Source organism: Komagataeibacter melomenusus, assembly GCF_013155395.1.
GTDB lineage: Bacteria > Pseudomonadota > Alphaproteobacteria > Acetobacterales > Acetobacteraceae > Komagataeibacter > Komagataeibacter melomenusus.
Genome location: NZ_JABJWC010000013.1, coordinates 32,801 through 57,655, shown reverse-complemented (window position 1 = coordinate 57,655; position 24,855 = coordinate 32,801). Strand labels below are relative to the sequence as shown.

The 24,855-nt window shown below is 61.8% G+C and carries 27 protein-coding genes and 1 pseudogene; 23 read left to right on the top strand and 5 right to left on the bottom strand.

Features of this window, described 5'->3' with window-relative positions; translation table 11 throughout:
• Nucleotides 1-21: 21 nt before the first annotated feature.
• From HNW77_RS07220 to HNW77_RS07210, 3 genes are all read right to left on the bottom strand, one after another.
• Nucleotides 22-3,087, bottom strand: coding sequence for an efflux RND transporter permease subunit (locus HNW77_RS07220; RefSeq protein WP_172156463.1), 3,066 nt, complete (start codon nt 3,085-3,087; stop codon nt 22-24).
• Nucleotides 3,084-4,154 carry an efflux RND transporter periplasmic adaptor subunit gene (locus tag HNW77_RS07215; RefSeq protein ID WP_276592081.1) on the bottom strand — a complete coding sequence of 357 codons (1,071 nt, stop codon included), beginning with the start codon at nt 4,152-4,154 and terminating at the stop codon, nt 3,084-3,086. Before HNW77_RS07215 ends, HNW77_RS07220 begins: the two co-directional genes overlap by 4 nt.
• A gap of 90 nt (nt 4,155-4,244) precedes the next feature.
• Nucleotides 4,245-5,678: an efflux transporter outer membrane subunit gene (locus HNW77_RS07210; protein WP_227744500.1), complete on the bottom strand. Its 1,434-nt coding sequence runs from the start codon at nt 5,676-5,678 to the stop codon at nt 4,245-4,247.
• Nucleotides 5,679-5,883: 205 nt separating this feature from the next.
• Between HNW77_RS07210 and HNW77_RS07205 the strand changes: the two genes are divergently transcribed.
• Nucleotides 5,884-6,282, top strand: a complete 399-nt coding sequence (locus HNW77_RS07205; RefSeq protein ID WP_227744499.1) for an ArsR/SmtB family transcription factor — start codon at nt 5,884-5,886, stop codon at nt 6,280-6,282.
• Between the two features lie 26 nt (nt 6,283-6,308).
• On the opposite strand, the gene HNW77_RS07200 is transcribed toward HNW77_RS07205, so the two are convergent.
• On the bottom strand, nt 6,309-7,031 hold the full coding sequence (locus HNW77_RS07200; protein ID WP_172156460.1) for a DsbA family oxidoreductase: 723 nt from the start codon (nt 7,029-7,031) through the stop codon (nt 6,309-6,311).
• A 114-nt stretch (nt 7,032-7,145) separates the two neighbouring features.
• Between HNW77_RS07200 and HNW77_RS07195 the strand changes: the two genes are divergently transcribed.
• A complete protein-coding gene (locus HNW77_RS07195; RefSeq protein WP_241694344.1) occupies nt 7,146-7,826 on the top strand; it encodes an alpha/beta hydrolase in 681 nt (226 codons plus the stop codon).
• A 15-nt stretch (nt 7,827-7,841) separates the two neighbouring features.
• Nucleotides 7,842-8,543: a glutathione binding-like protein gene (locus tag HNW77_RS07190; protein WP_172156458.1), complete on the top strand. Its 702-nt coding sequence runs from the start codon at nt 7,842-7,844 to the stop codon at nt 8,541-8,543.
• Between the two features lie 72 nt (nt 8,544-8,615).
• On the opposite strand, the gene HNW77_RS07185 is transcribed toward HNW77_RS07190, so the two are convergent.
• Nucleotides 8,616-9,212, bottom strand: a complete 597-nt coding sequence (locus HNW77_RS07185; RefSeq protein WP_172156456.1) for a glutathione S-transferase family protein — start codon at nt 9,210-9,212, stop codon at nt 8,616-8,618.
• An 86-nt stretch (nt 9,213-9,298) separates the two neighbouring features.
• Here HNW77_RS07185 and HNW77_RS07180 point away from each other — a divergent pair, with 86 nt between their 5' ends.
• The 20 genes and pseudogenes from HNW77_RS07180 to HNW77_RS07090 all read left to right on the top strand — a co-directional run bounded on the left by HNW77_RS07180 (nt 9,299) and on the right by HNW77_RS07090 (nt 24,854).
• Nucleotides 9,299-9,829, top strand: a complete 531-nt coding sequence (locus HNW77_RS07180) for a TetR/AcrR family transcriptional regulator (protein WP_172156455.1) — start codon at nt 9,299-9,301, stop codon at nt 9,827-9,829.
• A 147-nt stretch (nt 9,830-9,976) separates the two neighbouring features.
• Nucleotides 9,977-10,816 carry a hypothetical protein gene (locus HNW77_RS07175; protein ID WP_172156453.1) on the top strand — a complete coding sequence of 280 codons (840 nt, stop codon included), beginning with the start codon at nt 9,977-9,979 and terminating at the stop codon, nt 10,814-10,816.
• Nucleotides 10,817-11,281: 465 nt separating this feature from the next.
• Entirely contained in the window at nt 11,282-13,363 is a 2,082-nt protein-coding gene (locus HNW77_RS07170; protein ID WP_172156451.1) for a ParB/RepB/Spo0J family partition protein, read from the top strand.
• A 139-nt stretch (nt 13,364-13,502) separates the two neighbouring features.
• Nucleotides 13,503-14,705 (top strand): DUF932 domain-containing protein, encoded by a 1,203-nt coding sequence (locus HNW77_RS07165; RefSeq protein WP_172156450.1) that lies wholly within the window; start codon nt 13,503-13,505, stop codon nt 14,703-14,705.
• Between the two features lie 83 nt (nt 14,706-14,788).
• Complete coding sequence (locus HNW77_RS07160; RefSeq protein WP_172156448.1) at nt 14,789-15,229, top strand: hypothetical protein; 441 nt, start codon at nt 14,789-14,791, stop codon at nt 15,227-15,229.
• Nucleotides 15,216-16,262 (top strand): DUF7146 domain-containing protein, encoded by a 1,047-nt coding sequence (locus HNW77_RS07155; RefSeq protein WP_172156447.1) that lies wholly within the window; start codon nt 15,216-15,218, stop codon nt 16,260-16,262. The genes HNW77_RS07160 and HNW77_RS07155 overlap by 14 nt, the downstream gene beginning before the upstream one ends.
• Nucleotides 16,263-16,585: 323 nt before the next feature.
• Entirely contained in the window at nt 16,586-17,515 is a 930-nt protein-coding gene (locus HNW77_RS07150) for a DUF2493 domain-containing protein (RefSeq protein ID WP_172156445.1), read from the top strand.
• 193 nt (nt 17,516-17,708) lie between these two features.
• Complete coding sequence (locus HNW77_RS07145) at nt 17,709-18,149, top strand: hypothetical protein (RefSeq protein WP_172156444.1); 441 nt, start codon at nt 17,709-17,711, stop codon at nt 18,147-18,149.
• 597 nt (nt 18,150-18,746) lie between these two features.
• On the top strand, nt 18,747-19,073 hold the full coding sequence (locus HNW77_RS07140; protein WP_025813381.1) for a DUF736 domain-containing protein: 327 nt from the start codon (nt 18,747-18,749) through the stop codon (nt 19,071-19,073).
• Between the two features lie 337 nt (nt 19,074-19,410).
• A complete protein-coding gene (locus tag HNW77_RS07135; RefSeq protein WP_162900377.1) occupies nt 19,411-19,563 on the top strand; it encodes a hypothetical protein in 153 nt (50 codons plus the stop codon).
• Nucleotides 19,564-19,743: 180 nt separating this feature from the next.
• Nucleotides 19,744-20,028 (top strand): helix-turn-helix domain-containing protein, encoded by a 285-nt coding sequence (locus HNW77_RS07130; protein WP_172156442.1) that lies wholly within the window; start codon nt 19,744-19,746, stop codon nt 20,026-20,028.
• A gap of 130 nt (nt 20,029-20,158) precedes the next feature.
• Complete coding sequence (locus HNW77_RS07125) at nt 20,159-20,422, top strand: DNA -binding domain-containing protein (protein ID WP_087607229.1); 264 nt, start codon at nt 20,159-20,161, stop codon at nt 20,420-20,422.
• 140 nt (nt 20,423-20,562) lie between these two features.
• A complete protein-coding gene (locus tag HNW77_RS17695) occupies nt 20,563-20,781 on the top strand; it encodes a transcriptional regulator domain-containing protein (RefSeq protein ID WP_241694343.1) in 219 nt (72 codons plus the stop codon).
• A complete protein-coding gene (locus HNW77_RS07120) occupies nt 20,714-21,349 on the top strand; it encodes a DUF2285 domain-containing protein (RefSeq protein WP_187353201.1) in 636 nt (211 codons plus the stop codon). The genes HNW77_RS17695 and HNW77_RS07120 overlap by 68 nt, the downstream gene beginning before the upstream one ends.
• A 223-nt stretch (nt 21,350-21,572) precedes the next feature.
• Complete coding sequence (locus HNW77_RS07115; protein ID WP_087607231.1) at nt 21,573-21,824, top strand: helix-turn-helix transcriptional regulator; 252 nt, start codon at nt 21,573-21,575, stop codon at nt 21,822-21,824.
• On the top strand, nt 21,821-22,912 hold the full coding sequence (locus HNW77_RS07110) for a replication initiator protein A (RefSeq protein ID WP_172156441.1): 1,092 nt from the start codon (nt 21,821-21,823) through the stop codon (nt 22,910-22,912). Before HNW77_RS07115 ends, HNW77_RS07110 begins: the two co-directional genes overlap by 4 nt.
• Complete coding sequence (gene parA / locus HNW77_RS07105; protein ID WP_087607232.1) at nt 22,909-23,547, top strand: ParA family partition ATPase; 639 nt, start codon at nt 22,909-22,911, stop codon at nt 23,545-23,547. Before HNW77_RS07110 ends, parA begins: the two co-directional genes overlap by 4 nt.
• Nucleotides 23,544-23,786: a hypothetical protein gene (locus HNW77_RS07100; RefSeq protein ID WP_172156439.1), complete on the top strand. Its 243-nt coding sequence runs from the start codon at nt 23,544-23,546 to the stop codon at nt 23,784-23,786. Before parA ends, HNW77_RS07100 begins: the two co-directional genes overlap by 4 nt.
• Complete coding sequence (locus HNW77_RS07095) at nt 23,783-24,283, top strand: DUF2840 domain-containing protein (protein WP_172156438.1); 501 nt, start codon at nt 23,783-23,785, stop codon at nt 24,281-24,283. The genes HNW77_RS07100 and HNW77_RS07095 overlap by 4 nt, the downstream gene beginning before the upstream one ends.
• Nucleotides 24,280-24,854 (top strand): annotated as a pseudogene (locus HNW77_RS07090) (S26 family signal peptidase). Before HNW77_RS07095 ends, HNW77_RS07090 begins: the two are co-directional and overlap by 4 nt.
• The last annotated feature ends 1 nt before the right edge of the window (nt 24,855 follow it).

The following is a 24,855-nucleotide window of genomic DNA, read 5'->3' as shown; positions in this document are numbered from 1 at the left end:
AAAAGTTTTGCCCATAACGCGTCAGACCGTTTTGCCACGGCGCGGCCTGATGACCGTATAGACCGAGGGCAGTACGAATAGCGTCATGCTCGTGCCAACGATCATGCCGACGACGATCACCGTTCCCAATCCAAAGCGACTATTCGCGCCCGCACCGGTAGCGATAACCAAGGGTGCAAGGCCTACGACCATTGCTGCTGTGGTCATGATGATCGGTCGGAAACGGATGGCGGCGGCCGTCTCGATTGCTGTCCTGCGGTCTACATTGTCACGATGGAGGATCTCGTTTGCGAACTCGACCATCAGGATGCCATGCTTACTGACCAGTCCGATCAGCGTAATGAGTCCGATTTCAGTATAGATATTTAACGTCGTCACACCGAGAGCGAGCGGAATAAGGGCACCGAACACGGATAACGGCACACTGACGAGGATGATGACCGGGTCGGTGAAGCTGTTGTACTGAACCGACAGGACGAGATAGATGGCGATCAGTGCGAAAAGGAACGCAAAAATCAGTGCGTTCCCTTCCTGCACATACTGTCGTGAATCAGACTGCCAGTCATAGCTGTAGCCAGGCGGGAACTCCGTCGCCTTTGCCTTCAGGAAGCTCACGGCGTCACCCATCGTAACACCTTTGGCGAGAATGGCCTGAAACGTGGCGGAATTCTGCTGGCCGAACTGAGGCAGGCGGTTGGGTTCGACATCGACGCGCACGCTGGCAAGGGCCGACAGCGGTACCTGATGGCCGTTCTGATCGCGCATATAGTAGGTCTTCAGGGCATCAGGCGTCAGGCGGGACAGGGGAGCGGCTTGCGGAATCACGTCATAGGACCGGCCATAATAGCCAAAGCGATTGACGTAGTTTTCCCCGATCAGCGTGTTCAGTGCGTTGCCGATCCGCTCCATACGGATTCCGAGCGCATTGGCTTTGGTTCGATCGACCGTGACCCGAACAACCGGATTATCGAAGGCGAGGTCGCTATCGACCACGGCAAACAGACCGCTCTTTGTGGCTTCTTCCCGCAGGTGTGACACGACGTTGAAGACGTTGCGATAGGTGTCATCACTACGGACGACCATCTGGACTGGCAGCCCGCCCGTTGACCCCGGCAGCGCCCCCATCTGGAACACGAAAACGCTGGTCCCCTGGATGGAAGCAACACGCTGTTGCAGGTCCATCTGGATCTGATCGGCGTTACGCCTGCGCTTGCCCCAGTCGTCGAGATTGACCCCGCCGACGCTGTTGGCGATCCCGTCAATTCCGTTCATCTGCCAATGGCTATGGCCTTCCGGGATTTCAGACATCTTCTCGTAAAGTGTCTGGGCGTAGGTCTCGACATAATGAAGATTGGCATATTGCGGAGCCTTGACGGCCGTATAGACAATGTCCTGGTCTTCATTGGGTGCCAGTTCGCTCTGGGACACGTGCAGCATCACCGGAATAAGGAGGAAGATTACCGCCGCCGTGCCGAGCGGAACCCAGCGATGCCGCAGCGAAAAGTCGAGCACGGTTTCATAGCGCGCGGTCATGAAGCCGAAGACACGCTCGGCCATTCGTTCCATGAAGCCTTCCTTCTCTTTCGCTTTGAGCAATTTTGCGCTCATGAGTGGCGACAGGGTGAGTGCGACGACACCGGATACGATGACGGACCCGGCCAGCGTGAGCGCGAATTCCCGGAACAGCGTGCCCGTCAGTCCGCCCATGAAAGCGATCGGGGCGTAAACCGCTGTAAGTGTGAGGGTCATCGCGACAACAGGGCCTGCCACCTCACGCGCCCCGAGTAACGCGGCGTCGAAGGGGGATTTGCCCTCTTCGATATGGCGATGGACGTTCTCGATCACGACGATGGCGTCATCGACCACGAGCCCGATCGACAGCACCATCGCCAGCAGGGTAAGCAAATTCAGGCTGAACCCGAAGGTGTACATCAGCCCGACCGCGCCAAGCATCGAGAGGGGTATGGTGGCGATCGGCACGATCACCGCCCGCACGGTACCGAGTGAGAGGTAAATCACAAGAATGACGATGAGCAGCGCCTCGATGAAGGTCTCGGTCACTTCATCGATCGACGCCTGAATGAAATGCGCGGTCTCGTAAGGAACGCGGACATCAATGCCCGGCGGGAGCGTCGCCTTGAGTTTGGGCATGATCTCGTTGAGACGCGAGATGATCGTCAGCGGATTGCCCGTTGGCGACGGTTCCAGACCCACGAAGATCGAAGGACGTGGTGTCGGTTTGCCATTCGGCGGTCGAAGCGTGCTGGTCTGCGAACTGGTGTCCGTATTGTCCGGCCCCAGTTCCGCGCGCCCGATGTCCCGCACCCGGATAACCCGGCCACCGGTCGAGCGCAGTACCATATCACGGAATTCCTCGACCGTTTTCAGATCCGTGTTGAGGTTGATATTGCTGATCGTATAAACGCCACGTATCCGGCCGGGTGCGGCCTGGAAATTGTTTTCCCGGATAGCCCGTGCCACGTCCTCGCCCGTCATGTCGTTGGCAGCCAGCTTCTCTGGGTCGAGCCAGAGCCGCATTGAAAGGCGCTGCTCTCCGAAATAACTGATCTCGGATACACCCTCTATGCCCGAGAGCATCGGTGCTGCGACCCGATGGATATAATCCGAGATTTCGTAGAGAGGCCGCGTCGTACTGGCAAAACCGATATAGGCGACTGCGGTAAAGCCACCCGATGTGCGTTTGATGACCGGATCATACGCGCCTTCCGGCAGCCGGTATTTGACGGCATTCACCTTGGACATCACGTCGGTCAGGGCGCGCATGGAATCATAATTCAGCATCATGCGCACCGTCACCACGCTGAGGCCCTGCGTCGTGGTGGAGGAAAGGTAATCGATACCCTCGACGGAAGCGACGGCCTCGCTGATCGGCTGGGTCACGAAACCCTGCATGAGGTCGGATGACGCGCCCGGATAGCGGGTCGAGATCAGGATCGTGGAGGTTTCGAGGGTTGGATATTGACGTGTAGCGATGGAATTGAGGCCCTTGATCCCGAAGAGAACAATCAGGATCGTCACGACAATCGCGAGGACAGGCCGCCGAAGAAAGCGATCAGTGAAACTCATTGTGCCAGTCCTTCCAGGCCAGCCATAGGAAGAACCTCAGGAGTTTCGCGCACCATCATGCCGTCCACGAGACGGTTCTGACCGCTGCTGACGACGCGATCGCCCGGCTTCAACCCGTCGTCAATGGCGACCCAGCCCATGCGTCGATCGCTTTCGCGTATTGCTGTCGGGTGGACAGTTAGGCCTTTGTCAGACGGGCGCTCGACAAAGACGGTTTCGCCATAGGCCGAGTACGTAACTGCCGTTTCCGGCACAACCATGCGTGGTACGACGGCCGCTGTGAGACTCACATGCGCATAAGTTCCCGGATGGAGATCGGGCGGGGGATCATTGAGGAGGGCCTGGACCGAGAGCGTTCGTGACCCGTCGATTTTCGGGTCGATGGCGGTGACGACTGCGTCGAAGTGACGGTCTGGATCGGTGTCGAGTGTGGTGTGGACGATCTGGCCAAGATGCACGCTGGCGGCATTTTCTTCGGCCAGAATGAAGTTGACCCGCATCCGGGCGTAGGACGTCAGCGTAGCGATGGCATCCCCCGGATTCAGATACTGCCCGAGATTGACCCGTCTGATCCCAATGGCGCCGTCGAAGGGCGCGCGGATATGCTTCTGGTCGATCACCGCCTGCACTCTGGCGACATTGCCTTTCGCGGCTTCGAAGCGTGCCGTGGCTGTCTCCAGATCCTCGTGGCTCTCCACGCCGGTCCGGATGAGAGAACGGGCACGGGCGAGATCGGCTTCGGCGGCCCGCAATTCCCCACTCTGGCGGATCAGCTCGCCCTGTTCCGGTGCGTCATTGAGAACCAGGAGTAGCTGGCCTTTTCGGACGATCGCGCCGGAATCGAAGTCCAGTTCGGTGATCCGCCCGGCGATCTCGGGGGAGAGCGTTACCCCCTGGAACGGTTCGACCTGACCGATCGTCTCGATATGGGCGGCGAAGGGGACAGGTCTGACCGGCCAGACGGAGACCGCAGTTGCCGGAGTGTCCGCAGCCCTGCCGGCGGCGGGCAGAGACATCAGCACCGCGAGAGCGGTGACATGGCGCCAAGGGACGGAGAAGCGTCGCACAGATATCTCCTGAAGTTATTGTTATACGCGGATATACGTATCTAAAGGGCTGGAAAGTCTGGATTTGGGGGAGGCAGCATCAGATGTGGGTCACCGCGTTGCGATCCGGACGGATCGCCATTGATCGGATGTGACATGGGTGTCGGCCAGGCCACCGCCCGTCGCCACCATGATCCGCACCGTCTGACGGAACATCTCGGTCTGTGCCCGCACCGTGTTCTGGCGTGCGAGCAGAACGAGCCGGCGGGCGTTGATCGGCTGGAGGATGGTCTCCCGGCCCGCCTGATACCCGGCCTGGCTCAGGGTCAGCGCATCATCGGCCGAGGTCAGGGCCTGAAGCTGGTTGTCCAGTTCCGTCGACGCGTTCTTCAGGCCGTTCAGACTATCGGCGACCTCCCGAAAGCCGTTGATGACCACTGACTGGTAGTGATCGAAAGCGATCCGATAGTCCTCTTCCGCCTGTTTTTTCCGGGCCTTCAGGGTGCCGCCGTGGAACAGCGGCAGAGCAGCGCCGCCGATCAGGCGCCACGCCGCACCGGCGGGGCCCCCCATCAGACCTTCGGCAGCGGCGGCCGCATTGAGGGTCAGGCGGGGATACAGGTCAGCAGTCCGGGCACCGATTTCGGCATTCGTCGCCCGCATCATGGCTTCGGCACCGATGATATCCGGACGGGCATGGACAAGGTTGGATGGCACGACCACAGGGATGTCTGACGGGAGGCTGAAATCCGCGAGGGTCAGGGTCGGTGCGGTCCAGTTGGCGGGCGAATGCCCGGTCAGGACGGCCAGTGCCGTTCGTGCGGCCTCAAGGGCATTGATCAGCGGTGGCAGAAGAGACTGATCGTGCGCCAGTTGTGCTTCGGCGGTCACAACATCCAGCCGAGGCTTCCTGCCCGTCTGCCAGGCGAGTGTCGCCAACCGGAGCGTTTCCCGGTCGGTGTCGATCACACCCCGGATCACGGTGATCTGGTCTGCTGTCGAGGCGGCTTCGAAGGCGGTCAGGACCGTGTCGCCGACCACCAGCAACATCGTGACGTCCCGGCGCTCCCTTTCGGCATCCTTTTGCGCGCCAGCCATCTGGATCAGACGATGGTTGCCTCCGAAAATATCGGGATCATACGAAAGGTCGAGACCTGCCGAGTAGGCGGAGAAAGCCGGGAAGGTCCATGCCCAGGGGCCGAACAGGGCGGCCCCATATTCCTGCCGTCCTTCGGTGCCGGTGGCGTCGATCTGGGGCATCAGGCTGCCTTGCGCGGCATGAAGTCCCTCGGCCGCCTTGCGCAGGTTGGCCTGGGCTGCCTGGATCGACCAGTTGTTCCGGAGGGCCTCGGTGACGAGGCCGTCCAGCCGGGGCGAATGAAAGAGACGCCACCAGTCGGAGCCTGGCTTCCCGGCGGCCTGATACGGCGAGTTGAACGAAGCTATGGTCGCTGTTTCCGACCGGGTTTCGCCGAATGTTGCGGCATTCGGTGGTTGGGGTGCCTTGTAGGTCGGGCCGACTGTGCAGCCTGTGAGGCCCGGCAACAGGGCAACAAGAGTTAGCCAGGCCGGGCGTGGTGCTGCGGCGCTCCGCTTTGGCCTCTGGGTATGGAGCAGGAAATTGGATGGCAAGGCGGCCTCCGGGCGTCATGAACGAGTCTCTTTAATACGAACATAGACGTACATACGGACCAAAGGCCAGCCTTATCGAGAAACTGGTGTGTGACGGAGGCTCGGGAGCAGGGTTTTCTTGACCCGTTCCCATGATACGCGTACCAATTCACGCATGATCGCACGTCATCCGAAACGCGAGGATATCCGGCTTGAAGCCGTGCTGACGGCATTGGGTAATCCCATCCGTCTTGCCGCGGTGCGGACAATTGCCGTGGGTGGCGAACACCCCTGCTGTGATGTGCTCCCGCAGATTCCGAAATCCACCATGACGCATCACTGGCGCGCCCTGCGTGACAGCGGTGTGGTCTGGCAGCGTCATATCGGTCGGGAATACCGTCTTGAGTTGCGGCGCGAGGATCTGGACAGTCGCTTTCCCGGTCTGCTGGATTCCATCCTCGGGCCGCTTGTCAGCGATCCGCTGACGCAGGAGACGATCGCCGAATACGACCGTTCCCGCCAGGGCGCGTCTGCCTGACGGGATTGCTGGCGGGACGGCTTTGCTCAGGGACTACCTGAGGCGGAAGGCGGGATAACGCATCCCGTGCTGTCGCAGGTCATGCCGCTGGTAGGGCTCTTGGACGCGGTTTTGCGCGCATTGTTCCATGACTGGCGCAGGGCGGCCAACAATTGTGCTTTCGGCTGAGCGCCTGAAAGAGCGTAGGCACCGTCGAAGGCAAAGAAGGGCACGCCATGAATGCCGGCCTGTGACGCACGGGTTTCATCACGCCTGACATCTTCGGCGAAGGCGGTGCTCGTCAGCGTGGCGCGCACGGCGTCGTCATCAAGACCGACATCCTGCGCAAGGCCGGCAAGTACGTCATGGTCGGCGAGGGGGGCGTTGTCGGTGAAATAGGCCCGGAACAGCCGTTCCGTCATGTCCGGGCCGCGACCGTGCTGCTCGGCAAATTTGGTCAGCCGGTGCGCGTCGAAAGTATTGGTGTAGCGGACCGAGGCATAGCGCATGTCGAGGCCGCATCGCTCGCCCATGGACGTGATGTGGTCGATCATGGCTTGGGCGTCGCTCCGGCTTTTGCCGTATTTTCGCATGATGCGGTCGAGCGTTGTGGTGGTTACCGCCGGACCCGACGTCGGATCGAGTTCGAAGGCCCGGAAGACAATCTCGATTTCGCGGGCATGTTCGAATTCGCCCAGGGCGGCTTCGAGAAAGCGCTTGCCGATATAACAGTAGGGGCAGGCATAGTCAGACCAGATTTCGAGTTTCATGACAGGCTCCATGACGCTTGCGATAAATACGTATGTATTCGTATCATGGTCTCTATCAAGCCTGCGGTCACGTCGCTGTGACCTGACACAGGCGATACAGGAGGAGCAGCCATCATGATGACATCCCGCGTCCCGCTGGAATTTACGACCGGCCCCGATCCGGTGGCCACCATCATTCTCATTCACGGACTTGGAGCCAGCGGGGAGACGTTCCGGCCCGTGGCGCAGGCGCTGGATCTGAGCGCAGTTGGCGCCGTGCGTTTTGTCCTGCCCAATGCGCCCCTCAGGTCGGTTTCCGTCTGTGGAGGCGAGCGGATGCCGGCCTGGTATGATCTGCTGGACCAGAATTTCGTGGTGCGGGAGGATGAAGCCGGACTGAAGGAAGCAGCGGCGTATTTCACGCAGCTGATCGATCGGGAAATCGAGCGGGGAATGGTGCCGGAGCGCATTGTGATCGGCGGATTTTCGCAGGGCGGCGCGATGTCGCTGATGACCGGCCTGCGCTATTCGCGCCCTTTGGCCGGGATCGCCGATCTGTCGGGTTATCTGCCCCTGGCACCGGCAACCGGCCGGGAACGTACTGTCGCAAGCCGTGCCACACCGATCTTCATGGGACATGGAACACGGGACGGCATTGTTCCGCTGGCACTTGCTGACACAGCGCGCCGTCATCTGGCTGGCTGGGGATATGACATAACCTGGCGGACCTATCCCATGGATCATACAATCATCGAGGCCGAAATCCGGGATCTGAACATCTGGCTGTCTGACGTGTTGAAGCCGACGACCCTCTGAGAAAGGACGCGTTCCATGATCGATCTTTTCTACTGGCCCACACCGAATGGCCATAAAATTACGATGTTTCTTGAAGAAGCCGGGCTGGATTATACTATTCATCCTGTCGATATCAGCGCGGGGGATCAGTTCCGGTCGGAGTTTCTGGCCATTTCGCCCAATAACCGGATGCCCGCGATCATTGACCGGACCCCGAAGGATGGCGGTGAGGCGATCAGCGTTTTTGAATCAGGGGCAATCCTGCTCTATCTCGCGGAGAAGACGGGCCAGTTTCTGCCTGCGGACATCCGGGGCCGCACGGCGGTCACCGAATGGCTGTTCTGGCAGGTCAGCGGTCTGGGACCGATGGCGGGGCAGAACCATCATTTCGGACAGTATGCGCCGGAGAAAATTCCTTACGCCATCACACGCTATGTCAACGAGACCAACCGTCTGTATGGCGTGATGGACCGGCGACTGGCGCAGGTGCCGTTCCTCGGTGGTGCCGAATACAGCATTGCGGACATGGCCAGCTATCCATGGGTCGTGCCGTGGCAGCGCCAGCAGCAGAACCTTGAGGAGTTTCCGAACCTGAAGCGCTGGTTTGAAGACATTGCCGCGCGCCCGGCAACGATACGGGCCTACGAGAAAGGGAAGGACCTGTCGGCGCGACCCAGCGTGACAGAGGAGGGAAAGAAAATCCTCTTCGGTCAGACAGCGCGCTCGGTCAAAGCTTAGCGGGGGCAGCGCTGTCGTTAAGGTGTCCTGTGACAGTCTCAATGCAGAACAGGCCTCAGATGCAGACGCCTGTCACGACTGGCCTGGAACTGCCATGAAACCGGGCAGCGCACGAACCCGTTCGAACCAGCGTTGCAGGGCAGGGTAGGGTGTGAGGTCAATGCCGCCTTCAGGGGCAAGAGCGAGATAGGGAAATACGGCGCAATCCGCGATGGTCGGGTGTCCGAGTGCCAGCCAGTCGTGAGTGGCAAGATGGGCGTCAATTCGAGGCAGAAGCCGACCTATCCAGCGGATCGCCGCTTCCATATCCAGCGGATATCCGAATTTGCGGATCAGTCGTGCCGTATTTGGCCCGTTACGAATTTCGGATGCTGCCACTGACAGCCATTCCATGATCAGAGCCTGCGAACGACCATCTTCCGGCCACCAGCTTCGTGTTTCCAGCTTTGCCGCCAGATAGACAAGAATGGCCTGGGAATCCCGGATGACAGTTGGTCCATCGATCAGCACCGGTACTTCCTGCCAGGGATTGAGGGCTGTGAAGGCAGCACTCTTCTGTTCACCAGCGCTCAGGTCAACGGGGATAAGCTCCAGCTCAATCCCGGTAAGGGCCGCGAACAGGCGCACCTTGTAGCAGTTTCCGGACAGTTCGAGATTATAGAGCTGCATCGTCTCGTAACCTTTTCCCATCTTTCTTGCCTCTAAACTCAGGCGAAGTTATAAAAACGACCGACCGGTCGGGTGTAAAGGCTAAAATGAAGACGACGCTGCGTAAGATCGTGACGGAGGCCCGTGAGGTGTTTCGGGAGCATGGTTATGATGGTGCCTCCATGCAGGATCTCGCGTCTCGTGTTGGGCTGAAAAAAGCCAGTCTTTATACGCGTTTTCCGAATAAGGAATCACTTGTCCCGGAAGTTCTGGCACTTACTCTGGAAGAGACTGTCCAGGGGTTGCCGGACCCGAACGATGACTGGCAGCTCACCTGGCAAACTTTGATAGGTCGTATCGAAAAGACACTTGAAGAGCGCCAACGCTGTGTGGGGCTGCATCTGGCCTATGGCGTCACATCGGCCACGCCTGAAGCGCGGGCAGCGGTCTGCCAGTTCTTTACGGCCCTACGGGAGAAAATGGCCCAGATATTGCGGCTTGGCGGCATTCCCGACCCGGACGCAGTTGCCGCAGACACACTGGCGCAGCTTGAGGGGGCCACGGTGTGGATCACTACGTCTGGAGATGTGACGCCGCTTCACCGGGCCGCAGAAAGTGCCTGTCGGATCGCTGACTGAGCAGGGGGGAGGGATAAATGATCTATTTGATTGAACCCATCGGGTGCCCGTTTAGGTCGATCACTGGATCGCTCTGCACCCAGTTTCGGAAAATGGGTGGCAATACAGCGGGATAAAACCTAAAAATGAAGCGACATGGGAGGCCAGATGTTCAATCTGATAATGCGCTATATCGATTGGAATAACCCAAACGCATCAATGCCGGTGGAGCGGGTATTCGAGTACACTGATCCAGCTATCGCCGCGCAGTTTCGGTACGAAGGTCAGCCCCTAATGGATCGCCTCGCGGCGCTACCCTGCTTGTTCATGCAGGAAGGGCGGCAGGATGAAATCTGCCGCGTCGGTTCCGCCATCCGACCGAGAATCGTGAATGGCGAAGTCCGCTTCAGCTACATGCTTGACCCAGACGTGCCGCCTCTAACCAACAGGTTGATCTGGGATAATCGCGGTCAATTCGATATGCCGGAAGACTTCGAATTCTCGCGGAACCACTGGGCGGTGAAGGAACTCGATCTATATCAGTTCCTTCTCAGCAATGTCCGGCCCCGCCGCCAGCGGCCGAGCGTGTTCCAAATCGCGGAGCATGAAGCGATAGAGCAGCAGTTGGTGTCGGTCATGATGCCGTTCGACGCGGGTTTCTCGAATGTTTACGCCGCCATTCAACAGGCGGCGGTCAATTGTGGCCTTCGTTCTCGCCGTGCGGATGAAATTTGGGAGGCACCGGGCATCATTCAGGACGTCGTGAATCTCATCGACCGAGCCCGTATTGTGATTTGTGACTGCACAAACCGGAACCCGAATGTTTTTTACGAGGCAGGCATCGCGCACACGCTCGGCCGTGAGGTCATCATCATCACGCAAAGCGCGCACGACGTTCCATTCGACCTACGGCACCTGAGGTACGTGCATTACCTCAACAATCGCGAGGGCCTCGCTGCGCTGACCCAAGCGCTACAGGCCCGAATGGAAACTATACTCGGCCACTAGCGGGGCGGGGGCCATCACCGGAGGAGTTGTTCGCCAACCACGTCCAAAGAGATCACTAGCGCCTTCTGTCGGCGCCGCTCAATTCGGTTTGAAACAATGTTTGGCCCTAGTTAAAATTATTAATCTCCGTCGAACCTAGCGCGGAAAACGGAGAGTTTCCATAACTCCCTCGCGGCGTCAGAATGACCGGTTGTGTTATGAATGGCCGTCTGCGGTCGAGCGCAGAATGTCTTGACCTGGTTGTGTAGCCGTCATTCACGTAAATGCTGCGAATGGCTGCTTTCGGTCATTCCTTCCCAATAACCGACATTCAGTTCACTCCCAGTTGCCGACATTTTTCTGCTGGGAATAGGGGGCGGGTTGGTGCGGGTGCGGCCATCAGAGTCAGGGGGCTGCGCGGATTTTCGTGACGGGTTGAGAGGGTGGGAGAGTGTCTCCTGTCCGCCCGTCATGGAGTTTTTCGCCATGGCGACCGCTATTCCCAAAATCACCCTCAGTTCTTCTCGTGACATCCCGTTCAACCGGCTGGTGCTGTCTCAGTCCAACGTGCGGCGTGTGAAATCCGGCCTGTCGATCGAGGAACTGGCCCGCGATATCGAACGCCGCGGGCTGTTGCAGAGCCTGAATGTTCGTCCCATCCTTGACGGCGAAGGGGCCGAGACCGGCAGCTATGAAGTGCCCGCCGGTGGGCGTCGTTTCCGTGCTCTCGAACTATTGGTGAAGCAGAAAAAGCTGGTGAAGACGGCCCCGGTGCCCTGCGTGGTCCGCGAGGTCGGGTCGGCCATTCTCGCCGAGGATGATTCCCTGGCCGAGAATGTCCAGCGCGTGGCCCTGCATCCGCTGGACCAGTTCCGCGCCTTCCGTGACATGTTGGAGAAGGGCATGTCCGAGGAGGAAATCGCCGCCGCGTTCTTTGTGGCACCGACCGTGGTCAAACAGCGTTTGCGGCTGATGACCGTGTCCGACAAACTGCTTGAGATCTACGAGCAGGATGGCATGAAGCTGGAACAGCTGATGGCTTTTTCCATCAGCGATGATCATGCCCGGCAGGAACAGGTCTGGGAGATCGTGGCCCAGAGCCATAACCGCGAACCCTATGTCATCCGCCGCATGCTGACGGAGAAAACCGTGCGGGCCTCGGACCGTCGCGTGCGCTTCGTCGGACTGGACGCTTATCTTGCGGCCGGTGGTCCTATCATGCGCGACCTGTTCGAAGTCGATGATGGTGGCTGGCTGCAGGATCCAGCCGTTCTGGACCGGCTGGTTATGGAAAAGCTGCACGCAGCCGCAGAAGATATCCGTGCAGAGGGCTGGAAATGGGTCGAGGCGGCCCTGTCGTTCCCATGGGAACATACCCGGCAGTTCGCGGAAATCGACGGCACGGAAGTGCCCCTGACCGAGGACGAAACTGCTCGCCTCGAAGCCCTGCGCGCCGAGCAGGAAACCATCGAGGCCGAATATGCCCAGGCCGATGAATATCCGGACGAGGTCGATGCGCGGCTGGGCGAGATCGAGCAGGGTATTCTTGCCCTGGAAGAACGGCCTCTGGCGTTTGATCCCGCTGACATGGCGCGGGCAGGGGCTTTTGTCAGTCTCGACAGCGATGGCACGCTGCAGGTGGAGCGCGGCTTCGTGCTACCCGAAGACATGCCGGCTGGGCCGGAAGAGACCGATAATGCCAATGGTTCGGATGAATACGATCATCCCGCGTATGATGGGCAGGATGAACGTCTTGCTGATTATGGTGACGATGAAGGCGAAGTGAGCGATAGCGTTGCTGCTGACGTTGAACCCGAGGAAGAAGACGGCATCAAACCGCTGCCTGACCGGTTACTCACCGAACTGACGGCCTGGCGCACGCTTGTGTTGAGAGATGCCTTTGCCAGCAACCCGCACATCGCGCTGACCGAAATGCTGCATACGCTGGTGCGTGATGTTTACTGGCAGACGCCGGGTGCGGATTGCCTTGAAGCCTGTGTCCGGGAAATCGCGCTGCCGGTCCATTCGCCCGACATGCCGGGCAGCCTGCCAGCGCATGCACTGCGCCAGCGCAATGAGGGCTGGAAGCATGATCTGCCGGATGACGAGGATGCGCTGTGGCGCTGGATTGACAGTCTGGACGATGCAAGCCGTATGGCGCTGCTGGCCCATTGCCTGTCTTTCGGCATTAACGCGCTCTACGAGCGCATGCCCGCCTATGGCGCGGTGTCCCAGCGCAGCGTCACCGAGCGTCTCAAACGGGCAGACCGTCTGGCATCGGCCCTCAGCCTTGATCTGGTCGAGGCAGGCTGGCAGCCCACGGTCGAGAACTATCTCGGCCGGGTGACCAAGGCCCGTATCCTGCAGGCCGTGCAGGAAGCGCGTGGCAATGAGGCGGCCGAGCGCATCGCCCACCTGAAGAAGCCCGATATGGCCCGCGAGGCCGAGCGGCTGCTTGATGGTTCGGGCTGGCTGCCCGAGGCGTTGCGGACCGTAGGGCTGGCCGATCAGGCACAGTTTGAAACAGTGACGGCAGGCGGGGATATGGAGGCCATCGCCGCAGAGTAGCCCTTATGAGGTCTAGGAACTTTGAGACAGCGGCTTCCGGTGCCCGGAAGCCGCTTTTTTCATGTCCGGCGCCCCGGAAAGAGGGAGAGGTCGGCTTCGCCTTAGGTGCCGAATAACCGGCATCAGAGGAGAGTTTTCCATGACCACAACCACTATCCTGCCCCCTGCGTCCTGTGGCGCCGCGTCTGGCGGCTTCCGGATTGATCCTTCCCGTGGCGAACGCAGCGCCCGCGTCTCGTCCGAATGGTTCTCGCGGCCCGATGACGAGCGCTACCTGTCCCTGTCCGACCTGCATGCAGCGACCCTGGCGCGGGCGGATCGGGCCACGGCCCGCACGGTGGAGAGCCGCGCCATCCGTGTCGAGGCCTCCCGCGACAATGCCGAGCGTCTGACCCTGACCGTGCCGGGACAAAATGAACCGATCGCGCCGACGCATTGGTCGTTCGGCCAGATGTGCAGCCTGGTCGGCGCGCCATCGTCGTACCTGCGTAACCTGCCGGCCCCACTGGCGGCGATCAATCTGCAGCACGGGCTACTGTCGCACCGCGCAGAACTGGTGAAAACGCTGGAGACGGAAGACGGGCGTGTGGAACTGCGCGCCGTCACGGGGCCGGATTACGGCCGCATCTGGGATCATGAACTGGTGGGCGCGGTGCGCAAGATCGCCGGTGACGGCACGGGCGATACCAACTGGAAGGTGCCCGGTGTCATCGACTGGGCGACCATGACACATAACCCGTACGTGGACATCACCAAGGAAACGACCACGCTGTATGCGTCAGATCGCGATGTCTTCCTGTTTCTGGTCGACGATACGCATCCCATTGAAGCGGGACGCCTGCCCAATGGTGACCCCGATCTCTATTTCCGGGGTTTCTATGCCTGGAACAGCGAGGTCGGTAGCAAGAGCCTCGGCATCTCGTCCTTCTATCTGCGCGGAGTGTGCCAGAATCGCATGTTGTGGGGCGTAGAAAATTTCGAACAGATCACGATCCGGCATAGCAAGTTTGCTGCTTCCCGTTTCGTGCATCAGGCCACACCGGCGCTGCGGAATTTCGCCACGGCCAGCCCGGCCTCATTCGTCTCAGGTATTCAGGCCTCTCGCAAGGCGCTGGTGGCCAGAACCGATGATGATCGGGAAAATTTCCTGCGGCGTCGCGGGTTCTCGAAACCGGAAACCACGAAGATCATTGAAACCGTGTTGAACGAGGAGGGGCGCAAGCCCGAGAGCGTGTTCGATTTCGTGCAGGGCATTACCGCACTGGCTCGGACGAAGGCCAATCAGGACACGCGGCTGAATCTGGAAGAGAAGGCCCGCAGGCTGATGGAGCGTGCTTCCTGAAAGCCGCTTCTCCGTCTTTCCGTCAATACGTTTATACGAGCCCGGCCATCGCGCCGGGCTTTTTCGTTTCGGGAGTCATTCCGATGGCTGATTTCTTCACGCATTTTTCCTGCGTGCTCGATGTGGGCACGGTGGAAAACGCGGCAAAGGCGCTCGACCTCTACAACGCGTTCATGGACGAACTGGCGGCGGAAGACCCGCCCTCTGACGGTTTTGTCCTGTCGATCGTGCCGGAATATGGCGGCACCAAACTCTGGATGCACGATGAGGTGACCGGTGATCCGCAGCAGGTGGTGGACTTCGTGCTGCGCTGTGCGCGAACATTCCGGTTGCGCGGCCGATGGGGGTTCCAGTGGGCCAATAGCTGTTCACGTCTCCGGATCGCCGCCTTCAGTGGCGGTGCGCATCTGCTTGACCTGGGGCGGCGCAAGACGATTTCCTGGATGACCACCGATCGCTGGCTGGCGATCGCCCTGGACGGAGGCAATCCCGAAACAGGAGGGCAGGACGATGACCTTGCATGATGCGGGCGATTTGGCCCGCCGTCTGGCGGAGAACGCGGAGGCGGTGTGCCGGCGGTATCTGTCCGCCGGTCGCCGCCACGGCAATTACTGGCTGGTCGGTGACGTGCGGAATACGCCCGGCCGGTCGCTGTTCGTCCGGCTGCACGACACTGCCAATGGCAGGGCGGGAAAATGGACGGACGCACAGTCAGGCGAGCATGGCGACCTGCTCGACGTGATCCGGGCAAGCCTCGGCCTGGTGGATTTTCGCGATGTAGTCGACGAGGCGCGTGCCTTCCTCAGCCTGCCCCGTCCCGATCCGGTCCCGTTATCGCGGGATCGTCCGGTTCAGGAACGCGCACCTGCCAGTTCTTCCGAAGCCGCGCGTCGGCTCTGGGCCATGTCCGGGCCGATCGCGGGCACGTCCGTAGAAGCGTATCTCCGTAGACGCGACATTACGCTTTTGCACGGAGCCGGAGCCTTGCGCTTCCATCCGCATTGCTATTATCGCCCGGACGAGGACGGTCCGACCGAGACCTGGCCAGCCATGATCGCCGCCGTCACCGACCTCGACGGCACTCTGACCGGCGTGCATCGCACCTGGCTGGCGGCGGAAGGGCGTGGCAAGGCACCGGTCGATCATCCGCGTCGTGCCTTGGGCGGGCTGCTCGGCCACGCCGTGCGTTTCGGGGTGGCATCCGACGTGCTCGCTGCCGGGGAAGGTATCGAGACGGTGCTGTCGCTGCGGCAGGTTCTGCCCGATCTGCCGCTGGCCGCCTGCCTGTCCTCAGCGCATCTCGCGTCCCTGATCTTTCCGCCGCTGCTGCGCCGGCTCTACGTTCTGCGTGATGACGACCCGGCCGGGGATCAGGCGCTGGCGACGTTGCACGCCCGCGCGCATGACGCCGGGATCGAACTGATCGGCCTGTCGCCACGGCTGGGCGATTTCAACGATGATCTCCGTGCCCTTGGACGCGGTGCGCTGCGGGCGATCCTGCATCCGCAACTCGCGCCAGCGGACGTGGCACGATTTCTGGAGGCTGCCGGCACCTGAGCGGGCCGGAAAGAGGGGCGGGCGGTTTCCGTCTTCTGTCAGCGGTTTTGTCGTGTCTCCCGTCCGGCAGGTCCGCGCCCCGGCCTTTCAGGTGGGGAGCGGGCGTCAGCCGGGTCGGACCTTCAATGGCGGGGACCGGCTATTTTCCGTCGCGCCCCTGTGGGGGCGCTTTACATCGCGAAGCAAAATAACCGGCCCCCTGCCATCCTTCGCTGTGCTGCGGCCGCGCGCAAGCGCGCGGTTCCGGCCCGTCCCTGGTCTGCCGCTATCCGCCCCCGGAAAGGCCGCGAAGGGCGCGGCCGGAGACCTGGGAGGACCGCATCATGACCCGCACGACTGACGATTTTGAGCCGCCGCACGCCGCTTCCTCCACCGCGCATGTGCTGGCTGAACTCCAGATGTATGGCTACCGTCCCTTCGAAGACGAGCCCGATCCGAGACCGCTGCCCGAAGCGCATAGCATCGGTGGCGCGGTCGCCGATATCTTCGACGCCATCGGCGCGACCCTGACCGACACGCGGCTGGAACCCGATCTCGAAGCGTTGCTCTGGTCTGCCGTGAACATCTTCCATCGCATGGTCGGCCAGGTCGAGCGTGAGCTTGACCGCAACGAGCAGGCGCAGAAGCGCAGTCAGCAGGAACAGGATGGCAGCGAGATCCGCTCGGTGGAGCTGGAGCGGCTGATTGCCGAAGGGCTGACCCTGATCGAGCGTCGCAACGCCTATGAGATCTTCCGCGACGAGGCGCAGGAGCAGTTCGAACACCTGACCCTGAGCGCGTGGCGACCGAAGACCGGCTCGCTGGTGTCACGCCGCACCATGACAGCCTCCATGATCGACAGCCGCGACTTCCTCAATGCCCGCCGTAAGGCCGAGGGCGAATTGCTGGTTCCGCCCGGTCCTAAGGTGGTCGTGACCGGTGGTCTCGATTTCGACGACCATATCCTGATCTGGGATCGGCTGGACAAGGTCCGTGCCAAGCATCCCGACATGGTGCTGCTACACGGCGGTTCGCCCAGGGGCGCGGAGTTCGTCGCGTCTCGCTGGGCCGATCACCGCGAGATCGTGCAGATCGCCTTCAAGCCGGACTGGACGAAGCATGCCAAGGCAGCGCCCTTCCGCCGCAACGATGCGCTGCTCGACACAATGCCGATCGGCGTCATCGTCTTTCCCGGAACCGGCATTCAGGAAAATCTGGCCGACAAGGCGAAAAAGCTCGGTATCCCAGTCCTGCGGTTCGGAGGCGGCGCGTGAGCGCCGTCTTCACTCCGGATTACCCGTGACCGCGATCCGCGCGGCGCGGGCATAGAAGGCCAGTTCGGTATCGTCGGGCGCCAGTACGATTCTCGTTCCGTCGACACATCATTTTCGCTATGATGCGACTGCGCCGTGGTGGTGGTGGCAGGCGCACCCGTCCGACATCGTCGATTGCACGGAGACCACTACCATGTTCATCCTTGCTCCCTTCCTGCTCGTTGCCGGCATTGGCTTCCTGTGCTGGTTCTTCTTCACCGTCGCAATTTTCGCACTGCCCTGTGCTACCGGTCTGATGGCTGCGCTCTGGGCCTTTGATGCCGGTGCCGGCCTATTGGGTGCGGTCATCATCGGGTTTGTCGCGGGAGCCGCGACCTTCATTCTCGGCCAGATCGCATTCGCCTGCGTGCCCTGGGCGTGGCTCAGGCTGCTGATTGTCCTGCTCTATACCGTGCCCGCTATCATCATGGGCTACAGCACCACACATGGGATTGCCCAGATGATGATGCCGTCTGCGGCATGGCAGTTCTTTTGTTCCGTCATCGGCGCGATCGCGGTGGGGATCACCGCTTTCATCCGCTTTACAGCCGTGGCCTCACCCGGACCGTCCGGCGGAAACATCGCGCGCGTCTGACCCTGCCCCGGCAGACTGCAGGCAGGGGACCAGACCAGATGCTTCGTATGGCTGCCAGTCCTGTCATCAGGGGAGGGCGGCTGACGCGGCGTTGGCTTGCCTCAACGCGTTACTGGCCCTGGTCGCTTTCCTCTTGGAACCACCCGATCATGGACGGCCCTCGCCCGCGACCGGCTGACAGAAGCAGCGGATAGCGCGGCAACCTGTCTGGCATCGTCCCCGGAACGGGTCATGTCATGGCCCGAAACGAACGCGTGACGACGCTCATGCTCTTTCCTGCCGGACCCTGTACGCCGAGGGGGCCTCATGTCCTCCGTGATGGTCGCTCTGTCGGGCCACGCACGCATACGGCCTCTGAAAATGGCTGATCTAGCCGAGGGGCGGCTGCGCCTCGATCGTCTCTGGCGCAACGGCAGGCCGTAATTTTCTTCCCCTGACGGCTGCGCCATCATTCCTCGCGAGACAAGAAAATTCCGTCCCGCCGTCCTCCGCTGCGCTGCGGCCCTGAAGGGTGCGCCGCCGATCGCCCCCGGCTCGTCGATCGCCATCGAGGCCGCAATGGTGCGGGCTCGATAACAGAGATCACGGAGCAGTATCATGGCCACCATCGGCACCTTCAAGAAGTCCGGCAACGAGTATGTCGGCGAGATCGTCACCCTCTCGGTTCAGGTCCGCAATGTCCGCATCGTTCCCGAGACCGGACGCCAGAGCGACAACGCCCCCAGCCACCGGGTGTTCGTCAACCGGGCCGAGATTGGAGCCGCCTGGTCCAAGCAGTCCAACGAGGGACGCAGCTATCTGGGCCTCAAGCTCGACGATCCGAGCTTCAACGCCCCGATCTTCGCCAACCTCTTCAATGACGAGGACGGCGAGACCTGGAGCCTGATCTGGTCTCGCCCCAACGGTCGCCGCAACGGCGAGTGAGGTGCCAACGATTCCCCGCCCGGCCGGTCCGGGCGGGGTCTTCGTATGATCGATCGGGAAACGGCGGGCGTCCCCATCGCGTCGCGCCCGATCCACCCGTGTGCGGGCAGGGAAGGGGAACAGGGCTTCCCTCAGCCTTCCCATTGTACCATGCCCGACGTGAACCGCCTCAAGGACGCGCGGTCCCCCCAATTTTGCCCGGCGCACCCTACGGGCACACCAGACAAAATCGGCTCCCCCGCGCGCCGCTGGCGCGGTCGCCTGCGGCGATCCCTTGACCCGATTCACGCGTGCATGAGGCGGAGTCCTGTCTTCGAGAAACGAAAGGAGCAGGACGATGACCACGTTACACGACCATATCCAGATGCTGCGCGCCGAACTGACCAGCTTTCACCTCAGCCACCGTGAGCGGGCCAAAATCGAGCGTGAACTGAAGCAGGCATGTGTGCAATTCGCAACGAAATGCCGCGACGGAGAGGCCCCCGCATAGAGCGGGGGTCTTTTCGTCTGGTCGCCCGTACCGATGGCAGGCCCACTGGCGGTCCTATCGGAAGCAGGACGCCGGTTTTTCCTCACCATCCCCCTGAAAGAACGATATTGAATCTCCACGATGCGACTATTATAGTCGTATTTCTGGTGTGGATGTCCGGCATGTCGGATGTGATCATGGATGATCACTGGCCGACAGGTTAGGGCGGCACGGGCACTTCTGAACTGGACACAGGAACGGCTCGCTGAAAAGGCCCTCGTAGCATTGACCGCGCTCAAGCGCCTCGAATCCGAGCGCGGCCTTGGCGTTCAGGAGGGCACGATCGACCAGGTCCGCCGCGCGCTGGAGGCGGCGGGCATCCTGTTCATCGAGTCCGGACAAGGGCGTGGTGTGATGTTTCTTCACGAGACTGCCGATCCCCAGGCGCGACAGAATGTGGGGCGTCGCGGACGCGGCCCGTCCTGAGCGACCTGATTTTCGTAGTCATCCTGTCTGGCGCTGCGTTGTTTTTATGTCAGCGCGGAACCATCGGACGATCATCATTGCGTGGATTTGTTATCACATCGATCTGATTGCGGTATCACGAGGGACCGCCATGACCGACCTGCCTTTTCAGGATTGTCCACCTCTGACGGCGCGTGTGAACCCATACGACGAGCAGCATCTCGAACTTTACCTGCGCCTGCTGATCGCCGAGGAGGAAGGTGCCGACTGGCGTGAAGTGGTCGAGGTGCTGTTCGGGCTCGATCCCGCGCGCGAACCCGAACGCGCCAGAACTGTCCATGCGAGTCATCTGGCACGGGCCCGCTGGATGACCGAAGTCGGCTACGGGCATCTGCTGGCGCCACGTCTGCAATAGCCGGACTTCGCCAGCCCGCGTCTCCGTCCTCCTCGGCACTCTCCCCGATAAAAATTCAGGGTCTATGCACTCGCGGTTCCGGTCCGGTTAATCGAGGCTGCCCCCTTGCCGTATGAGGGGCCAGACAGAGAGAGGCCGTCATGCCGACACCCTTCTGGCGTTCACCGGAAATACGCGACCATATCAGCACTCTGGACCGTTCCGGTTTTGCCGTCGAGTTCCTGCGTCGTAACGCGGCGTATCGTCGCGACTACGCCCGCCTGCAACGGCGGATCGCGCGTCGGGGTGTCGATGCTGCTGCCGAGTGCGCGGCGTTTGTCCATCGCTGGGGGCTGTGCTTTTGTCCATGCTCCCGATGAACCTGCCCGGCGTGGTCGTATCGTCTGGCGGCCGGAGGTTTCACCGGCGACGCTGATCCTCACGCCAGCGCCGTCGGATTTCGCGGTCGTTGCCCCCATTGAGCCGACGGTGCTGGGGACGATCCTGTCCCGTCATGACGACATGGACGACACGTGGCTGGCGATCGGAGATACCGCTGGCGATCTGTTCGTCCGCCTTCTGGCTCCATCGGCAGCAAGCCGCCCTGCCGTGCTGCTGCCGATGGATGCGGTCGCCGAACTGCGTCTGGATGTGGCGCTGCGTTTTCTCCGCAGGCAGCGCGGTCAGCGCGTCGCCCTGCTTCCACGTGCCCTCCAGCTTACACCGCTCCAGCGTGCGCGGCAGATCATGCTTCTGCTCGCTTTCGATATCCACCAGGCTGGTGGAACCACACGCGACATCGCCATCGCGGCGAACCGTTCATGGCAGGCGGGTTTACCGGCGGTCGAATGGCGCAATACGGCGGCGCGTCGCCATGCGGAACGCTTGCTTCTTGATGCGGAAAACCGGGTCCGGGGCGGCTATCTCGATTTCTTGCGCGGTGGATAGCGTCAGCCGCTTTTTCGCTCTCCTGCGCTGTTTCCCTCCATTTTTCCAACGCTGTCCCCCGCCCGGTTACGTCCGGTCGCGCTCCGGCGCGTCACGACCCGTCGAGGGTGGACATTGAGTCCGAAAAATCTTCGTCCACCCCCAACGCCTGTTTTCTGCGCCACCGTCATCCTGATCCGCCGCCCCATCTCTGCGGCGCTTCGAAACCAGATGGAGGCGTACCATGCTCGACCGAACCGCACCGTCGCCGACGCGCTATCTGCGCACTCATGAAGCTGCCCGGATTCTCGGCCTTTCCCCGCGCACTCTGGAAAAATATCGCTGCCACGGAACGGGACCGACGTTCCGCAAGCTTGGCGGTCGCGTCGTCTATCTGATCGACGATCTCGACCTCTGGGCTGCGGCCGGCGCGTGCAAGTCCACCTCTGACCCGAATTACGACGCAGCGCGCGCCGCCGGGCAGGTTCCGCGATGAATACCGCGTCAGGCATGCCGCACTCCCGGCCCGCCAGCGAGCGCAGCAGGCTCCACCCGTTCGTGGTTTCCGGCGGGGATGCCAGCCCGCGCGATCAGCGTGACCTGATGGAGCGACCATTTTTCTCGCTCGCCAAGGCGAAGCGCACGGTGCCGATCCTCTACGAGGCTGGCGACGTCCGTGTCGAAGTCCTCGGCATGCCCGAGCACGGTATGGCGACGATCTGGGATGCCGATGTGCTGATCTGGGCCGCCAGCCAGATCGTCGAGGCGGAAAATCTTGGTCTCACGACATCGCGCTTCCTGCGTTTTACGCCCTATCAGCTCCTGAGCGGTATCGGGCGTCAGACGGGGGCGCGGGATTACGGGCTGCTCAAGGCGGCACTGGCCCGCCTCCAGTCCACCGTAGTCGCCACCACGATCCGCAACGGCCAGAACTGGCGTCGCCAGCAGTTCTCCTGGATCACCGAATGGGAGATCTGTGCCAGCCAGACGGGCCGCGCCGCCGGTGTCGAGATCGTCATTCCCGAATGGTTCTATCGCGGCGTGATCGACCGTTCGCTCGTTCTGGCCATCGATCCGGCCTATTTCCGCCTGACCGGCGGCATCGAACGCTGGCTCTATCGTGTCGCCCGCAAGCATGCCGGGCGACAGCAGGCGGGCTGGGCCTTCGAGATCGCCCATCTGCACAGAAAATCCGGCAGTCTCGCCAGGGTGGCTGACTTCGCCTGCGACATCCGGCGCATTGTCGCCCGTCAGTCCTTGCCAGGTTACCGGCTGGGCATCGAGCGTGAAAGCACGCGTGAGTTGCTCCGAATCCTCCCAGCCGACTTATCCACAGATCCTGTGGATAGTCATGTGGATGGTATCGGGACTTCGGGCGTTGGGACTATCGGGACATCAGGCGTGCCACTATCGGGACTTCAGGCGTGCAAACCCCAGCTAAGTCTTTGGCCTGAAACGGCGATTCCGGTCCTTAACTTAACTAACTTAGAATCTAACTCTTATGTTGATGGGACGGGCCGCCTTGCGGATAACGGCCGTGACCCGTCCGTCTCCCGCCGACAGGGGCGTGGAGGCGGGCCATGATCGTGGCGCTCCTCAACCAGAAGGGTGGTGTCGGCAAGACGACCCTGGCGCTGCATCTTGCCGGCCAATGGGCTCGGGAAGGCCGGCGCGTGACGGTCATCGACGCCGACCCGCAAGGCTCGGCGCTGGACTGGTCAGCACAGCGGGCGAGGGAAGGGCTGCCCAGACTGTTCGGTGTCGTAGGACTGGCGCGCGACACGCTGCACCACGAGGCTCCGGAACTGGCTCAGGGGGTGGATCACGTCGTCATCGACGGTCCTCCGCGTGTGGCGTCCTTGTTGCGCTCCGCCCTGCTGGCCGCCGACCTGGTGCTGATTCCCGCCCAGCCTTCGCCGTTCGATGGCTGGGCCTCGGGCGAGATGCTGCGGCTGCTGGCCGAAGCGCGGCTCTTCCGTCCCGGTCTGCTGGCCCGCTTCGTGCTCAACCGCTGCGCCACGCGCACGGTCATTGCCCGCGAGACCCGGCTGGCGCTGGCCGGGCATGACCCGGCGGCGCTCATGGCGCGGATCGGCCAGCGGGTCGCTTTCGCCGATGCCGCACGTTCCGGCCGCCTGGTCTGTGACCTGCGACCGCAGGGGATCGCAGCCCGTGAAATCGCCGCGCTGGCGGCCGAGATCGGGGGGCTGGCGTCATGACCGGGACATCATCCCGAAACGGCTTCGCATCGCGTCCTGCCGACCCTGAGCGTTGGGTAAAGGCAGCGGACAGGACTGCGCTCGCCAACAGTTTTACCGCCCGGCTGACGATCGACGTCACACCGGCCCTGCGCGCCCGCATCAAGGTCGCGGCGTTCCAGCGCGGCATGACCGTCGCCGATACGCTACGCGCGCTGCTGGCCCGCGAATTCCCTGACAATTCCGGAGACGTGCCATGAATGGACGACTTCCTTCGCCGACGCATCTGCGCGCGACGTCGCTGACCCATGTCGAACTGACCTGGATCGACAAACGTGTCGAGCACTGGTTGCGCTTCGGTCAACGCGCTGACGAACAGATCCTTGACGATCGCCGCAGCATTTCCAGTTTCGCGCCGGGCAGCATCTTTGCCTTCGTCCGCTGGGCGTCGGACGATCTGGGCACCACGGTCTCGCGCATCGACATCGTGCGGGCGGTGGCGGCAGGAAGCCCATTCCAGACCCTCCCGTTTGTGCGTCCTGGCGGCGAAATCCTGCTGCGTGTCGATAGCTGGCCACGGGTCGAGCGCGTGCTTCAGGCGATCAACGCCATTGAGACGCTGGGTCTCGATCCGGCGGACGCGGCACCCGAATACTGGCGGCATCTGCACCATCGCATCACTGTCGGACATGAGCCGCGTGCCTATACGCGCGAGCAGCATTCAGCATGGCTCAAGCGGCGGCAGGTGATGTCATGACCCGGCGTGGCTGGTTCTTTGCGACCTATTTTGCCGTGCTCGGTGTGGGTGCGTCGATGGTCGTTCATCCTGCGCCACGGCTGATCTGGAACGAGACGGCGAGCGTGCCCGTCGGGCTCTACCGATTGCATATGAACCCCGCGCCGCATGTTGGTGATCTGGTCGCTGTCCGTCTGCCCGAGCGCGAGGCGATGCTGCTGGCAACGCGCGGCTATCTCCCTCTCGGTGTGCCCCTGCTCAAGCCCGTAGCGGCTATCGCAGGGCAGTCCGTGTGCCGTACCGGGCAGCGCATCACCATCGACGGGCACTTCGCTGGCGACGCGCAATCGGTCGATCACCGTGGCCGCTCATTACCCGTCTGGCAGGGGTGCCAACGCCTCGCTGCAGGCAACGCCTCGCTGCAGGCCAAGTCTTCGTCATGAACCCGGCTGAGCCACGCAGTCTCGACGGGCGATATTTCGGCCTGTCGTCTCTCCCCACCATCATCGGACGCGCAACCCCGGTCTGGCTTCCGTCCGGGAGCAGGCAGCCTGTCACCGTGACCTTCAATCCGTCCCTGAAAGGGCAATGAA

Bases quoted from the DNA above. Each gene is read 5' to 3' on its own strand.
- HNW77_RS07115 (WP_087607231.1), top strand. From the start codon at position 21,573: ATGCTCGACCGAACCGCACCGTCGCCGACGCGCTATCTGCGCACTCAT.
- HNW77_RS07180 (WP_172156455.1), top strand. From the start codon at position 9,299: ATGAAGACGACGCTGCGTAAGATCGTGACGGAGGCCCGTGAGGTGTTT.
- HNW77_RS07125 (WP_087607229.1), top strand. From the start codon at position 20,159: ATGACCGACCTGCCTTTTCAGGATTGTCCACCTCTGACGGCGCGTGTG.
- HNW77_RS07100 (WP_172156439.1), top strand. From the start codon at position 23,544: ATGACCGGGACATCATCCCGAAACGGCTTCGCATCGCGTCCTGCCGAC.
- HNW77_RS07140 (WP_025813381.1), top strand. From the start codon at position 18,747: ATGGCCACCATCGGCACCTTCAAGAAGTCCGGCAACGAGTATGTCGGC.
- HNW77_RS07160 (WP_172156448.1), top strand. From the start codon at position 14,789: ATGGCTGATTTCTTCACGCATTTTTCCTGCGTGCTCGATGTGGGCACG.
- HNW77_RS07170 (WP_172156451.1), top strand. From the start codon at position 11,282: ATGGCGACCGCTATTCCCAAAATCACCCTCAGTTCTTCTCGTGACATC.
- HNW77_RS07195 (WP_241694344.1), top strand. From the start codon at position 7,146: ATGATGACATCCCGCGTCCCGCTGGAATTTACGACCGGCCCCGATCCG.
- HNW77_RS07095 (WP_172156438.1), top strand. From the start codon at position 23,783: ATGAATGGACGACTTCCTTCGCCGACGCATCTGCGCGCGACGTCGCTG.
- HNW77_RS07220 (WP_172156463.1), bottom strand. From the start codon at position 3,087: ATGAGTTTCACTGATCGCTTTCTTCGGCGGCCTGTCCTCGCGATTGTC.
- HNW77_RS07165 (WP_172156450.1), top strand. From the start codon at position 13,503: ATGACCACAACCACTATCCTGCCCCCTGCGTCCTGTGGCGCCGCGTCT.
- HNW77_RS07110 (WP_172156441.1), top strand. From the start codon at position 21,821: ATGAATACCGCGTCAGGCATGCCGCACTCCCGGCCCGCCAGCGAGCGC.
- HNW77_RS07130 (WP_172156442.1), top strand. From the start codon at position 19,744: ATGATCACTGGCCGACAGGTTAGGGCGGCACGGGCACTTCTGAACTGG.
- HNW77_RS07155 (WP_172156447.1), top strand. From the start codon at position 15,216: ATGACCTTGCATGATGCGGGCGATTTGGCCCGCCGTCTGGCGGAGAAC.
- HNW77_RS07120 (WP_187353201.1), top strand. From the start codon at position 20,714: ATGCTGCTGCCGAGTGCGCGGCGTTTGTCCATCGCTGGGGGCTGTGCT.
- HNW77_RS07200 (WP_172156460.1), bottom strand. From the start codon at position 7,031: ATGAAACTCGAAATCTGGTCTGACTATGCCTGCCCCTACTGTTATATC.
- HNW77_RS07190 (WP_172156458.1), top strand. From the start codon at position 7,842: ATGATCGATCTTTTCTACTGGCCCACACCGAATGGCCATAAAATTACG.
- HNW77_RS07135 (WP_162900377.1), top strand. From the start codon at position 19,411: ATGACCACGTTACACGACCATATCCAGATGCTGCGCGCCGAACTGACC.
- parA (WP_087607232.1), top strand. From the start codon at position 22,909: ATGATCGTGGCGCTCCTCAACCAGAAGGGTGGTGTCGGCAAGACGACC.
- HNW77_RS07145 (WP_172156444.1), top strand. From the start codon at position 17,709: ATGTTCATCCTTGCTCCCTTCCTGCTCGTTGCCGGCATTGGCTTCCTG.
- HNW77_RS07150 (WP_172156445.1), top strand. From the start codon at position 16,586: ATGACCCGCACGACTGACGATTTTGAGCCGCCGCACGCCGCTTCCTCC.
- HNW77_RS07185 (WP_172156456.1), bottom strand. From the start codon at position 9,212: ATGCAGCTCTATAATCTCGAACTGTCCGGAAACTGCTACAAGGTGCGC.
- HNW77_RS17695 (WP_241694343.1), top strand. From the start codon at position 20,563: ATGCCGACACCCTTCTGGCGTTCACCGGAAATACGCGACCATATCAGC.
- HNW77_RS07175 (WP_172156453.1), top strand. From the start codon at position 9,977: ATGTTCAATCTGATAATGCGCTATATCGATTGGAATAACCCAAACGCA.